Raw genomic sequence first — 15,052 nt, forward strand, 5'->3', positions numbered from 1 at the left:
ACTAATAGTCCTATATTTTCAAAAATTATTTTCACACTAATTTGCGACATAATTTTCTACAAAAATACCGCTTAAAATTATATCCTTTATATTTTATTATGACTGTTTATACTTACTTCATATTAGCTTTTTCTTTCATTTTGTACTATACTATTAGTGAAGTATATAACGGAACATGAATTTCATTGTCACTACGTTTCTTAAAATTCAAGCTCTTGTTACATACTTTAATTCTAAGATTTATTTGTGCTAAAAGTACTCATAAGCCTAAGAATTAAAGAAAGTTCTTAAGACTGCCTCACCACTGCGGCAAAAAATATTTTGTATATAAATATATAATAAAACGAAGATTTTAACTTTAGTTAAATTTACTTTAATATCATATATCTAGTATGCAAAAAATATTTGATTACTTGTAAATAAAGGAAAATCTGTATGAAATTAAAAAAAATTAGCATTGTTGTTATGCTTTTGACATTATTAGTTCCTAGTTATGTTAAAGCGGAAACAACATTTTTAGATAATAACGCTATTTCAAATTTCGGTGATACTAATAGCCACATAGTTATATCGGAGCTTAACACCGGAAAAATTATCGCAAAGCGTGGAGAAAATGAAAAGACTTCAGTTAGTAAATTAGCAAATTACCTTGCACTATTTTTATTAACCGATGGTTTAAAAAATAATAAAATCAATCTTAACAGTACGATAAATATCACGGAGAGTGATAGTATTTTATCCAAATACAAACTTAGCAATAAAATTAGTATTAAAGATGCTTTATTTTTACTGGAAAATGTAGAATCAAATGCTCTTTTAAACTCTATTTTTAAAGAATATAATTTTAACCTTAACGATGCACAAAATCTTATTTCCGATATGTCATTAACCGACACTACACTATCTTCTTTAACAGTAAGTGATGATAATAAGAGTACAGTGAAAAATATTTCTTATCTTACCGGTTTAATTCTAAAAAATTATCCCGGTTTAACAGAAATTACAAAAAATCCTAAGTACACTTTTGCTTCAGGCGAGAGTGCGGATAATAGTGTTAATTTTGCCGAATCTGATAAATTCAGAGTCTTAGGTCTTGATTATTCCGGTAAAAACAGCGTTACGTTCGCTTATAGCGGTAATACCAAATTACTGATTACCACTTTAAACCAGACCGATAGCAAAGACAAATTTTTCGCCGGTCTTCAAAAAACTTATGATTATCTTTTTACTAATTATAGCTATAAATTAGCTCTTAAAGCCGGTTCTTATAAAATTAATAATGAAAATATTACTTTTGAAAATGATATTTATGACTTATTCTATGAAAAACATTCTATAAAAGACGTTACTTATTTACTTATGAATAAACGTATCCTATTATTCCAAAAATACGAAACTGTTTCAGCTAATGACGGAACTGTTTATTCTGATTTTTCTTCTAATAATGACTCAGGAAAATTCACTAAAGTAAAATCTAATTTTATTAATGATGTTAATTTCAGTAAAAAGAGTAATTTGGAAAAAACAACAATTATTATCAATAGAACAAAATACTTTGCCGCAGGTATTCTAACTGTTTATTCACTTGTCTTTATGGCATTGTATATTATAAAACCTATTGTTAGAAAGGATTAAAATATGGAGATTGAACAAAATAACTTAATCTTTGAAGTTGATGGAATTATTTACGAATTAATTTATAATTTCAAAGATGCCTTTCAAAAGGAAAGTTTCGAAGAACGTTTAGTAGACGTTCTTAAAAATAAACCTTTTATCGTCGGAGATATTTCTCACGAAAAGTTACGCCTAACAGGTTTTGTTTTAACGAAAGATAGTACAAACTCCAAAAATATCAATAATTTGGAAGACTTTATTTTAGAATATTGTAATTTTGGTTCTCCATTTTTCGTTGTTAAAAAAAGAAATTCTGGCTCTGTGTCAAATACGGGGCATGAGAAAAAATAAGGATAAAATGCTAAGCAATGCAGTGTTGCTTGGCATTTTTCAAAACGCCCTTAAAAGAAATATTATTTTTATACTCAGAAACAAATAACCTAGAAACAACTAAAATGCGTAATCTAAAGTTATAAAAGCTATTATAACCATAAGAAACTCTCTTTAAAACCTTTATCTTATTATTAATACCCTCCAAAGAACCATTAGAGATAGAATACCTAACACTATTAAGCATATACTCTTTATGTTTTCTCATAGTATTAATAGCCTTACTAACACCATCAGATAAACCGATAGTAGATTTTTCAATTAATTCTTTAAACTCCAACTCATTTCTATACCTTATCGCATATCTAATATCCTGAACTCTCTCATAGCTAGCCTTAAATATACAATCTAATCCTAATAAATAATCTAAAATATCACGTCTAGTAACTAAACTCCTAAAACTCCTATTAAAGAAAAACCTACCATGAGTAACATTACTTTCATCTTCTAATATTAACTTCCAATTATTTTTTAAAAGAGTATAATTAATACCTTTTTGTTTTTTGTAAATATTCATTAGCTTAACTCTAGTTCTATTAAGTTCTCTATTAACATTTTGAATAATATGAAACCTATCTATAACAATTTCAGCATTAGGAAACTTATTTCTAATCAACTTCATATAAGGAGTATAAATATCAATACAAATAGCCTTAACATTACTTCTAGCCTCTTTAGAAAATCTGGAAAAATAATTATTTAAAATATACTCAGTTCTACCATCAACTATATCAATAATCTCATGAGTTAAAGCATCTAAAAAAATAAAACTCATACCATTTTTACTATCTTTAGTAAACTTTAACTCATCAAAGCATAAATACTCAGGTAAGGTATTATAGTTAAGAATGTCTACATGGGATTTACATTTATAAAGAGTTCTTATAACAGTATTAACCGATACATTATTCATTTTGGCTATTTGTTTAAAAGATAAAGTATCAGCTAAATCACTCATTATAGAAAACTTAACATTTTTAGAAATACTACAGTATTTATCTACAAAAGAAGTAGTAGCTACAAATTTTTTATTACAAGTTTTACACTTGAAACGTTGCTTTCTTAGTTCCAAATAAGCAGGGATACCTGATATTTTTAATAGATTAATTCTAGTAAGTTCATTAAAGCCGTTTTTAACTACAGTATAACCTTTATTAAGACAACCACAGCATTCACACTTCTTGGGTTTATATGTTAAGGTACCTTTGAATACAAAGTACTTTTGATTATTTTTTATAGTTTCGTTATGTGTTTTCTCAATAGTTATATTTTTATCTTTTATTTGTAGTAGGTTTTTAATGAATTCTCCCTCTTTTATTTCTTTTGTTTTTGTGTTAAAATTATTCATGACAGATATCCTTTCATAGTTTATTTTTTTGCACTTTAATTATATTGGATATTTGTCTTTTTGTATATTAAAAAACAATACGAGGTATGGATTTTTCCCATGCCCCGTATTTATTATACAACCGAAATTCTTAAAAGCTCCTAAGAAGTTTGAAGTATTCTTCAAAACTCTTAGGAGTTTTTCACATTCTTTACTATTTATCTTTCATTCAACTTGAGATATAATTATATTAATTAAAATTTTTAAGGAGACTAGCTATGACAGAATTGAAATTAATTCCCCGTAGTGAAGTTGATGAACGCTACACTTGGGATATAAGTTTACTATATAAAACAGAAGAAGATTTTAAAAAAACTTTAAAGATTGTAAAACAAGATATTAATACATTTAAAAATAATTATGAGAATAAAGAGCTTTCTTTTGAACTTCTTGACAAAGCTCTTAAAGAATTCGAAAAGCTTCAAGAAGAATTATACAAACTTTCACACTACGCTGAACTTCCTATGACCGTGGATCGCTTTAATGATAACGTCATTAATAATGCAACACTTTTCCAAGAAGTTTCAAGTTACTGGGCAAGTAATATGAGTTTTTTCCAAACCACTCTTGTAGATTTAGATAAAGAATTTATTAATACTTTTGTTAATAAGTACCGCCCCGATTTAAGATACTTTTTTGAAAAAATTATTCGTAGTAAAAAATATACACTTTCAAAAGATGCCGAACAAGTAATTTCAAATTTTGAAAATCTACCTAATTTTTACCATTTGTATGAAGTAACAAAACATGAAGATATGAAGTTTGACAGTTTTGAAGTAGACGGCAAAACTTTTGAAAACAGCTTCGTCTTATATGAAAACCTATATGAAATGGATAATAATAAAGATATTCGCAGAAAAGGTGCGGAAAGTTTTTATTCTACATTGCGAAAATATAAAAATACTTCTGCCAATGAATATATTTCACAAATAAAAAAAGAAAAAATGATCGCTACCATGCGCGGTTATGATAGTGTTATCGATTATTTATTAGCTAATCAAGACGTTAATAGAGAATTATACGATCGACAAATTCGTGTTCTAATGACAGATCTTGCCCCACATATTCGTCGCTATATTAAATTATTAGCACGTGAACATAACATCAAAGATATGAAATTTTCTGATTGCAAAATTAATTTAGACCCTGATTTCGAAGTAGACATGACCATTGACGAATCTCGTTCTTATCTAAAAAAAGCACTTGGTGTTTTAGGCGATGACTATGTTAAGATGATTGATGAAAGTTATGATAAACGTTGGACAGATTTCCCTCAGAATATCGGGAAAAGTACCGGTGGATTCTGTGCTACCGTTCCTAATGTTGCCGGATTTATCTTATTATCTTGGACAGGAAAAATGAACGAAGTATTTGTTCTTGCTCATGAATTAGGGCATGCCTATCACTTTATGAATGCCGGAAAACATCAAACAATGTTAAACTTCGATTGTTCGTTATATTTTGTTGAGGCACCTTCAACATGTAACGAAGTTATTGTTTCGAATTATTTACTTAAAAACAGCACAGACGCTCACTTTAAACGTTGGGTTATCAGCAATATGATTAGCCGAACTTATTTTCACAATATGGTAACACATTATCTTGAGGCTGTATATCAAGACAGAATTTACAAAAAAGTAGATAATAACGAAATGTTAAATGCCGATGTGTTATCCGATGTAAAACGTGAAGTTATGGAAGAATTTTTTGGAGATAGCCTTGAGATAAATGAAGGTGCGGAATTAACTTGGATGCGTCAACCTCATTATTACATGGGTCTATATTCATATACTTATTCTGCCGGCCTTACCATAGGAACAGCTATTGCTAATAAAATTGAAAAAGATAATAATCATGCAAAAGTGTGGTTAAATACTCTTTCTAAAGGGGGAAGTATGTCAGCACTTGAGCTTGCCAGACTGGCAGGTTGTGATGTTAGTACAGAAGCACCGTTAAAAGAAGCTATTGACTATATCGGTTACCTAATAGATGAACTGTATAATTTAACAGAAGAATTAAAAAATTAAACGATAAGTCGTACATAATATTTTCTTTTATTCCTGATAATATAGAAAATATCTAATAAAAACTCAAATATTTATAAACATAGTCAGTAGAAGTCGACACCTATAATCTAAATTAAGATAACTGTTAAAATCGGCTTCTACTTTACATTTCAATCAAAAATTAAAATTTTTTACCTTGTTTAATTTAAGAGTGCTAACGGTTGAAAAATTTTTTATTTTAAGATAAAATTGTAATACTGATAAAAAATTTTGAAATTTAATTAACAACATATATAGGAGAATCGCAATGAGTAAATATCACTTTATAGGTATTAAGGGATCGGGTATGAGTTCTCTTGCTCAAATCGTTTATGATATGGGGCATACTGTTCAGGGGTCTGATCTTGCTACCTATTTCTTCACCCAAGAAAAATTAGAAAAAAGAAATATTCCAATGTTTGAGTATAGTCCGGAAAATATTAAAGAAGGTTATGAGGTTATATTGGGAAATGCCTTTAATGATGATCATGAAGAGTATGTTCGTGCTAAAGAGTTAGGGCTTAAAACATACACTTACTCAGAATTTCTAGGAAAATTATTAGGTGAAACTCCTTCAATAGCTATTACCGGAGCACATGGTAAAACTACAACTACTACTATGGTCAGTAATATCTTCAAACACAATTTCATCACATCTTACCTTATCGGTGACGGAACAGGTTCGGGGCAAAAAAATTCCGACTTTTTGGTAGCTGAAGCATGTGAATACTATCGCCACTTTTTAGCTTATTATCCTGATTATGCTATTGTAACGAATATCGACTTTGATCATCCCGACTACTTTAAAGATGAAGATGATGTCTTTTCTGCTTTCCAAAGTTTTGTTAATCAAGTTAAAAAAGCTGTTATTTTCTGCGGAGATGATAAACTTGCTTCCAAGCTGACAAGTTCAAAAGCAAAATTAATTTCTTACGGTTTTAATGATGGTAATGATTATCAAATTAAAAATTTAACTACAACTTCTGAATTTAGCACTTTTGATATTTATAAATATGGTGAAAAACTTGCTACATTTAAAATGGCAGTTTTCGGACTTCATGATATTTCCAATGCAGCTGCTGCGATTTCACTGGCTGATATCATCGGTATTGCACCGGAGGAAATTCAAGAGGCATTAAATCACTACAAAGCTGCAGAGCGTCGTTTCAGCGAGCATAAAGTAGGAAGTTTAGTTGTTGTTGATGACTACGCTCATCACCCAAGCGAAATAAAAGCGACTATCAATAGTGCAAGACGAAAATATCCTGATAAAAAAATAATTGCGATTTTTCAACCTCATACTTATACAAGAACCGCTAAATTTTTAAATGAATTTGCTGAAAGTTTACTTACTGCTGATAAAGCATTTCTATGCCCGATTTTTGCTTCAGTTAGAGAAAAAGCTAAAATCGTCGGAATAGAAGATTTACAAAAAGTAACAACCGGTTCTGACATTATTAATGGCGAGGAAGATTTCCCGAAATTAAACTTTGATAATGCTGTACTTTTATTTATGGGCGCCGGAAATATTAACAAACTTTGTCATAAATTTCTTGAAAAAATTTAGAGAATATAACTAAATAGGTTGTAATTAAAACTACAATACTTTAAAATATAGTTATGTATGTAACCAAGGAGGAAATATTAATATGACTATTAATTGGCTTATTTTAGCTTATGCCGGAATCTTTTTGGCCGGCGTGGGTGTACTTATTATTTGTATTAGTGCGGCAATAACACTGGGAACAGTTAGAAAATCACTTAATATAGCTACGGCGTGTGCAGAAGATGTCACCGATATTGCAGAAGATGCATTAACTCTTGCTAAAGACTTAAATGAAACCGTTAAAAAAGTAGAAGGCAACTTAGAACCTATTATGGTTGAAGCAAATATTCTTTTACAAAACACTAATATTTTAGCTGAAGATTTACAGGTTAAATCTGAAAAATTGGATCCGCTATTTAATTCGGCAGAAGGACTTGCAAGTTCAATAAATGGTTTGAATAACTCTGTCGGTAATATGAAAAATAATGTTACCGGCTTTAAGAAAAGTACAGACGAAAAGTTTGAAGATTTATCCGAAAAAGTAGATTCAAACCGAGCCAAAGCATCTAAGCTATTAGATAAATTTTTAAAAAAAGAACAAAAAAAAGAAACTGAATAAATTTTAATTTGTATATACTTATATAAACCGCTATAAACTAGGATTTTAAAGCTAAAATCTTAGTTTATTTTTGTTAATATTCCCTTTATATTTTCGATTTTTTTAGGTTTATACTTGATTTTTTTCAATTTTTCATTTATTATACTTTAGTATTAAATTTTTAAAAGGAGGAACAGTTTTTATGTTAAATGAATTTAAAAAATTTGCTTTTAAAGGCAATGTATTGGACCTTGCTATCGGGGTAATTATGGGGGCAGCTTTCGGTAAAATTGTCAGTTCATTAGTTGCGGATATTATGATGCCGCTAATTTTACTTATTTTCCCATCAAAACCGGATTTCACTAATCTGATATGGAACGGTATTCACTATGGTAACTTTATCCAAATCGTTATTGATTTCTTAATTACAGCGATTGCTATTTTTATATTTGTTAAAGCAATTAACACTGCCAAAGATAAAATGGTTAAACAGGAAGAAGCTGAAGAAGCAGCACCTGAAGTTGATGCTAAAGAAGAGCTTCTTAAAGAAATTCGAGATTTATTAAAATCAGAAAAATAATCTATATATTTATATACAAAATATTTTTTGTTGCTGATTTTATAGTGGTGTGGCAACCTTAAGAACTCTCTTTAATTCTTAGGTTTATGAGTGCCTTTAGCACGAATAAATCTTAGAAGTGACGTATTCAAAGACACTAGTATCATCAAAGCCATAGGCGTAGATGATACGTTAGTGTCAACTGCTGACCCATGGCAGTAGCTACTAGCTAATCTTTTACTCACTTTGTTCGTAAAGATTAGAGTAGCCTTGCATACCTTATTTCTACGAATTAACCTAAGTTAGTTGTAGGCGTCCATACCACTGCTAACCATTGCTGAAATATATTTTTAAAATAATGTATATTAAAAAATCAAGCAGAAATAATGAATCTACCTAAAAAATTCCGTTATATCTACTTGATTTTATTTTAATTATATTTCCCAAGTTTTGCATTAATTTTTTTTATATCAGATTTTATAGTAAAATATGAAACAACAGCGATTATAATATATATAATACTGGAAAATACCAACATACCTAGCAATGTTTTTATACTGTTAAACCAACATAAATAATATCCGGCTAATACAAGCGGTGCGATTATAAGTATATAATGCACAATAAATATCTTTGCTAACCCCGTATATTCTGCATTTTTAAAAATAATACCGGCGATGCCTTGTAATATACCCAATATCATATAGATAACGGTTTGCACTACAACCGCACTATTAACGCTACCAAAACTATCTATAAATTTCGGTACTCCCGGTAAATAACTACCATACGCTATGCTGAACCCCAGTGTTATAATATTTCCTATCCCGACACCCAGTAATGCATATATGAATATTGTTTTAATTAATTTCATCTTTTTTCCTCCTATATTCCTAACCTTATTTTAAATGTTTTTATCATTCTTCTTGATACATAACTTACATCTTTGTTCGTGTATTTAATTGCTATCGTTCCTTTAATTCCTAAATCTAAATTTTTTATATAATGTATATTGGCTATTTCACTCTGAGAAATTTTAACAAAATCTTTTCCTAAAATTTTCTCCACTTCATATAATTTCATTTTTATGGTAAATATATTATCAATAGTTTTTACATATAATTTTCTATTTTCTATAAAAATACGCACTATTTCATCAAACTTCAATATTCGTGTTTCCGTTTCATTATACCCTACAAGATACGTTGTATTATGTTCTATATAATTTATTAAATTTTGTACTTCCTCATCAACCGTACGAGTATATATATGCACTAAAGTTTCTTTTATATCTTTATTTATATTTAATTCCAGTTTCATACCAATTACTCCTTTCATTTATACTATATCAAAACAGATAACGTTTATCTACCATCTTTGTATATACGGTAATTTCTTTTGTCTATATGGTGTAAATTAAATAGAAAAAAGGACAATGTTTTAAACTATAATCTCCAAAATTAAATTGGAAATTAACACATTTACTACATCGCCCTTTTTAACTACTTAGTATTTTTTAATTTTTTATCAATAAATTGCAGTGTATTTTATATCTCTCCACTATTATTCAATAATATTTACTGATGTACCCGTTTTAATAACATCAATAGCCGAATTTAATCCACCGTCTACTAAATTTTGAATAGCCGTTTCTGTATAAAATGCTGTATGCGGTGTATAAATAACGTCATCTCTATCTATCAATGTTTGTAGAAGTTCATCATCAAAATCTTTATCTTCAAAATTTTTCGGAACGTATTTACTTTCGTTCTCATAGACATCTAATCCTGCGCCTAAAAGTTTTCCACTATCTAATGCTTTTAATAATGCTTTTGTATCTACCAACATTCCGCGTGCCGCATTTAATAAGATTGCGCCGTCTTTCATCTTAGCTAAAAATTCATCACTTACCATATGTTTGTATTGTTCCACCGCCGGCATATGAATAGTAATAATATCTGATTTTTCGATTAACTCATCAACATTATCAACATACGTTAATATTCCGCGAGCTACATCATTCGGATAAACATCATAACCGATTACTTCTGAACCTACCGCTTTAAATAAACGTGCAGCTTGAGTTCCGATTCGTCCTGTACCGATTACTCCAACAGTAAGTGTTCTTAGCTCACGAGATAAGATACCCGGATTCCATGTAAAGTTATGTTTTTCTACATTACGTTGAATCTTAATTGTATTTCTACTAATTCTTAATGCTGTTGTTAAAACATGTTCTGCTATTGCATTCGGTGAATATGATGGAACATTCGTCAACTTAATTCCCAATTCTTTTAACAAAGGTCTATCAAAAACATCAAACCCTGCTGAACGTGTTGAAAAAACTTTTACACCTTGCGCTTTGGCATAGGGATAAATTTCTTTATCAAAAGGTTTATTTGCCGCAAAAACAGCTCCATCTGCCCCATCTAAAAGATGTTTATTAGCAGCATTTAATTCCTCTTGATAAGTCGCAACTTCTACTTCAGGATGTGCTTTTATCCAGCTATCCACAGCACTCTTCTCATCTTCCCTTACATTAAATAGAACTAATTTCATAATTATTCTCCTCCTGTTTTCGTTAATTTTATTGTATCACAAACGATTACAATTTTTCAATTTGTTTAAATTGTTTTCTATAATATTTTTTATTCCCCGAAATAAATTTACGTTTAATTTATTTTTTTAAAAATTTCTATTACTTCTCCGAGATTTTCTACTATGTTATCCGTTATTTCAATTACTTCCTTATCGGGTATAAACATATCAGGTACCATATAAACCGTTGCTCCGGCACTTTTTGCAGCTTTTATTCCGGCTTTTGAATCTTCTAACACTAGACAATTTTCCGGTTTTACTCCTAAGCGTTTTGCAGCCAATAAAAATACATCCGGTGCCGGTTTCCCATTTTCCACTTCCGCACCGCTTGCTATTACATCTATATATTTTTCTAAATCTGTTTTTTTCAGATTATTTTTAATATAATGTAGTCCCGAAGACGAAGCGACACCTACCTTATAATTATTTTCTTTTAAATAAATTAATAATTCTTCCACAAACAGTTTTTTATCCGGGCCTGTTGTAAATAAAATATTCTCTATATATTTGTAATGATCTTCTGTCAACTTTTTTCCATCAACTTTTGTATCTTTAAAATAATTTGTCCAAAATTCATAGATACTAGCTTCTGTAAACCCTAAAACCTGAAGTGTTTCATCAACACTCATTTCATAATTCTGTTCTTTAGCACAACGGATCAACGCCTCTGTTGAAAGTTTTTCCGTATCCACCATTAACCCGTCCATATCAAATAACACTGCTTCTATCATACTTTTTTCCTACTTTACTTTATTTTACTTAAATTATACGTCAAACAAGATGCTCTTTCAAATTATTTAATAAATATTAAAATATAATATCAAATGCTAATGATAAACTAGATTTTTCATTAATATAGACTGAAAATCATCCTAAATAATATAATTTTTTTAATTAAGATATTTATGTTTATTGAATTATAATTAAATCCTTTTTTATATAACTTTTATTGATATAACAGTTTTTTCGGAAATAATAACAATAATATTAGTTACTCTTTCTATCTTTATTATGTTTTTTTATATATTATATTAAAATTAATTTTTTCACTATAACTAAAAAATATTTTGACTTTTAGTGTAAATAGGTTTAAAATATTCATTACGAGATTAACTAATATAATTTAAGAATTTTTATTTCAATTAGTTTTCTCAATTAAAATTAATATGCTCTTAGGAGGTTCTATGATAGAAAAAGAATTTAAACATTTACTTAAAAGTAAAAAACTTCTTGTTTCTCTATCGTTAGTGGCACTAGTTCCAATTTTATATGCAGGAACATTTTTAAAATCTGTATGGACTCCTTATGATAATACGAGCAATCTAAAAGTTGCCGTTGTCAATACGGACAAACCCATTGATTTTAATGGTAAACGACTTGAAATTGGACAATCTATGGTAGACAAACTAAAAGAAAATAAGAAAATAAACTGGCAGTTCGTTGATAAGGATACTGCTGAAAAAGAACTTCGAGAAGGTGACTACTATATGATAGTTACGATACCGGTAAACTTCTCTAAAAATGCGACTACCTTATCAAATGAAAATCCGGAAAAGATGAATATTGATTTTAAAACCAATTTTACAAAAAGTAAAAATGGAGAAAAAATCATGGAAACTGTTGCAAGTAACCTTACCAATACAGTAAAAGACCAAGTTGTAAAAACGTATAGTTCTACACTTTATAACAAACTTTCCGACATTGGAATTTCACTTAGTAAAGCAGCAAACGGTTCAGGACAACTTGCTGACGGTTTATCAAAACTTAATGATGGCGGTAAACGTTTAGGTAACGGGGTTGACCAACTTCATAACGGGTCAGGACAACTTGCGGGCGGACTATCGAAACTTAATGACGGCGGCAAACGTTTAGGTAACGGGATTGACCAACTTCATAACGGGTCAGGACAACTTACAGGCGGCTTATCAAAACTTAATGATGGTAGTAAACGTTTAGGTAACGGGATTGACCAACTTCATAACGGGTCAAGGCAACTTGCAGGCGGACTTAGTATCCTTAACGGTAAAAAAGATGAGCTTGCTAACGGAATTGATTTATTATTTAACGGAGATAATAAACTTCATTCCGGTTTGCTTCAATATACTAACGGTATTCTTACTTTAAATGAAAAATTATTTTCTAAAAAAGACAACCTAAATTCCTTAATTAATGGCGGAAATTCTCTGGCTTATGGTATTTCTCGTTATACCGAAGGTGTTAGACAAATCGGCGGTGGACTAGATGCTAAGCAGGAAGATTTAACAAAACTTCTTACCGGCGGAATTGAACTGGCAAACGGAATTAATACATTAGCTGACGGTGTTCCTAAATTATCCAATGGGGCTTACCAAATTGCTAACGGTCTTGATTTACTTAACAGAAAACTTCCATCGGATAAGGAGATTGCTGATAATAAAGCTAAACTTTCTTCTCTAACCGAGAAGTTACAATATTTAAAAATAAGTTCAAGACAACTAAACAGCTCTATATCATCAAAATTTGAAAAACTTGGAAATGAAATTACTAAACTTGAAAAACTTATTGATAAAACAAATTTAAAAAATAATACAACAACTACAACTGTTAAATCTACCGATGTATCATTTTCATCTTTAAAACAGCAGTTAAATTCGACTTCTTTAACCGAAGAACAAAAAACAGCTATTTTAAATGCCGCTAAAAGTGATGTAAGTAATTCGCAAATTTCAACAGTGAATAATACAGAGATAAATAATAACAATGATATTAAAGTTGAACTTGCTCAAATTATGAAAAGTTACCAAGATCTTCATAAATCACTAGAAAGACTAGGAAAACTTGGTAAGGAAATAGATAAAGTTGATGTCGGTAATATAAAAACTCAGTTGCTATCTTTGGTTGACGGTTATTCCAATATTAAAGCAGGTGTTAATCCATTAGCTGTAGGAAGTTCTAAAGTAAAAGAGGGTCTTTCTGTTATGAATCAAAAAACTCCTAGATTAACTAACGGTTTTAGCAAATATAAAACCGGAGTTGATGAAACAGTTACCAGCCTGACAAGTGGTAAGTTGGCAAATGGAATTAAAGAACTTATTTCTAAAAGCCCACAACTTACGAGCGGTTTCGAAAGATATAAAAATGGAGTTGACGAAACAGCTACCAGCTTAACAACCGGTGAAATGGCTCAAGGGATAAAAAGATTAGCAGATAATACCTTCGCCCTACAAAAAGGTTCTACCGATTTGAATAGAGGGCTTAGAAAATTAAAATCTAAAATTCCTGAACTTTCTATCGGTATCCAAAAACTTGATGACGGCGGACAAAAATTATACAAAGGTATTAGTGATATGAAAGCCAGAACTCCTGAACTGTTGAACGGTATTCAAAAACTTGATGACGGCGGACAAAAATTATACAAAGGTATTGATGGTATGAAAGCCAAAACTCCTGAACTGTTGAACGGTATTCAAAAACTTAATAACGGCGGACAAAAATTATACAAAGGTATTGGTGATATGAAAGCCAAAACTCCTGAACTTATTAATGGAATGCAAAAAGCTAAAGAAGGCTCGGATAAATTAGCCACCGGTTTAGTAAATGGAGCTACTCAGTTAAACACAGCTCATACCGGAGATAAAAATTCAGACATGTTGGCAAATCCAATTAAAACCAACACCAGCGATATAGCCAACGAAACCAGCTACGGTAACGCCCTAGCACCATTTTTCTTAGTATTCGGATTACTTATAGGTGCTGTAATATTCAATATATTATATCCGATATACCAGAAAGAAAACGGTATTCCCACATTAACTTGGTTTATCAGTAAACTGTCGGTTATGGTTATATTCTCCCTATTAGAAGTTGTAATAGAAGTAATTTCTATGAAATTATTCTTTGATTTTAAGGTTGAATATTTTGGAATGTATTTCTCAGGATTATTATTATCAGCAATCATATTTATGATTATAGCTCATTTCTTTACATTTACATTTGGTAAAATAGGTAATATAATCAATATTTCACTAGTAGCGTTGCAGTTTGTCCTAACTACCCCGCTATTTCCTCGCCAAATGTTACCGGCATTGTATAACGGTTTAATTCCGTTCACTCCGATTTACTATGCGGATATGTCAGTTAAACATGCCGTTCTTGGCGGATTAACTAATAACATTTATAATAATTCAATGTTAGTATTGACGATTTTAGGAATAGTGTTCCTAGTTCTAAATTATATTTTCTATACTAAGAAAAATCGTACTATGCAGACTGCTGACTAATAATAAAAACCCGAAAGAAAATTCTTTCGGGTTTTGGCTCTGTGCCAAATACGGGG

General features: G+C 30.0%; 12 protein-coding genes. 7 read left to right on the plus strand and 5 right to left on the minus strand.

Translation table 11 applies throughout. The features are described from left to right. Window positions 1–435 precede the first annotated feature (435 nt). Window positions 436–1,635 (plus strand): serine hydrolase family protein, encoded by a 1,200-nt coding sequence (locus BQ7358_RS03910; RefSeq protein WP_072520234.1) that lies wholly within the window; start codon window positions 436–438, stop codon window positions 1,633–1,635. 3 nt (window positions 1,636–1,638) lie between these two features. Then, the gene (locus BQ7358_RS03915) at window positions 1,639–1,965 is read left to right on the plus strand and encodes a YutD family protein (RefSeq protein ID WP_231723782.1); all 327 of its coding nucleotides are present in this window, start codon (window positions 1,639–1,641) and stop codon (window positions 1,963–1,965) included. A 10-nt stretch (window positions 1,966–1,975) separates the two neighbouring features. Here the strand turns inward: BQ7358_RS03915 and BQ7358_RS03920 are convergent, their stop codons facing one another. Beyond that, window positions 1,976–3,352, minus strand: a complete 1,377-nt coding sequence (locus tag BQ7358_RS03920; protein ID WP_072520105.1) for an ISL3 family transposase — start codon at window positions 3,350–3,352, stop codon at window positions 1,976–1,978. Between the two features lie 257 nt (window positions 3,353–3,609). Here BQ7358_RS03920 and pepF point away from each other — a divergent pair, with 257 nt between their 5' ends. The 4 genes from pepF to mscL all read left to right on the plus strand — a co-directional run bounded on the left by pepF (window position 3,610) and on the right by mscL (window position 8,160). After that, entirely contained in the window at window positions 3,610–5,418 is a 1,809-nt protein-coding gene (gene pepF, locus BQ7358_RS03925; RefSeq protein ID WP_062174529.1) for an oligoendopeptidase F, read from the plus strand. A gap of 286 nt (window positions 5,419–5,704) precedes the next feature. Further along, window positions 5,705–7,003, plus strand: a complete 1,299-nt coding sequence (gene murC / locus BQ7358_RS03930; RefSeq protein ID WP_062174532.1) for a UDP-N-acetylmuramate--L-alanine ligase — start codon at window positions 5,705–5,707, stop codon at window positions 7,001–7,003. An 82-nt stretch (window positions 7,004–7,085) separates the two neighbouring features. Beyond that, a complete protein-coding gene (locus BQ7358_RS03935; protein WP_062174534.1) occupies window positions 7,086–7,601 on the plus strand; it encodes a DUF948 domain-containing protein in 516 nt (171 codons plus the stop codon). A 181-nt stretch (window positions 7,602–7,782) separates the two neighbouring features. Next, complete coding sequence (mscL, locus tag BQ7358_RS03940) at window positions 7,783–8,160, plus strand: large conductance mechanosensitive channel protein MscL (RefSeq protein WP_062174537.1); 378 nt, start codon at window positions 7,783–7,785, stop codon at window positions 8,158–8,160. A 409-nt stretch (window positions 8,161–8,569) separates the two neighbouring features. Here mscL and BQ7358_RS03945 read toward each other — a convergent pair whose 3' ends face one another. The 4 genes from BQ7358_RS03945 to BQ7358_RS03960 all read right to left on the minus strand — a co-directional run bounded on the left by BQ7358_RS03945 (window position 8,570) and on the right by BQ7358_RS03960 (window position 11,468). Beyond that, entirely contained in the window at window positions 8,570–9,013 is a 444-nt protein-coding gene (locus BQ7358_RS03945; protein WP_062174539.1) for a DUF3021 domain-containing protein, read from the minus strand. A gap of 11 nt (window positions 9,014–9,024) precedes the next feature. Next, the gene (locus tag BQ7358_RS03950; RefSeq protein WP_062174540.1) at window positions 9,025–9,459 is read right to left on the minus strand and encodes a LytTR family DNA-binding domain-containing protein; all 435 of its coding nucleotides are present in this window, start codon (window positions 9,457–9,459) and stop codon (window positions 9,025–9,027) included. A gap of 243 nt (window positions 9,460–9,702) precedes the next feature. Then, window positions 9,703–10,698, minus strand: a complete 996-nt coding sequence (locus BQ7358_RS03955; protein WP_062174542.1) for a D-2-hydroxyacid dehydrogenase — start codon at window positions 10,696–10,698, stop codon at window positions 9,703–9,705. 113 nt (window positions 10,699–10,811) lie between these two features. After that, entirely contained in the window at window positions 10,812–11,468 is a 657-nt protein-coding gene (locus tag BQ7358_RS03960; RefSeq protein WP_072520235.1) for an HAD family hydrolase, read from the minus strand. Window positions 11,469–11,921: 453 nt separating this feature from the next. Between BQ7358_RS03960 and BQ7358_RS03965 the strand changes: the two genes are divergently transcribed. Then, window positions 11,922–14,996, plus strand: a complete 3,075-nt coding sequence (locus BQ7358_RS03965; protein WP_072520236.1) for a YhgE/Pip domain-containing protein — start codon at window positions 11,922–11,924, stop codon at window positions 14,994–14,996. The last annotated feature ends 56 nt before the right edge of the window (window positions 14,997–15,052 follow it).

The organism is Gemella massiliensis (genome assembly GCF_900120125.1).
GTDB lineage: Bacteria > Bacillota > Bacilli > Staphylococcales > Gemellaceae > Gemella > Gemella massiliensis.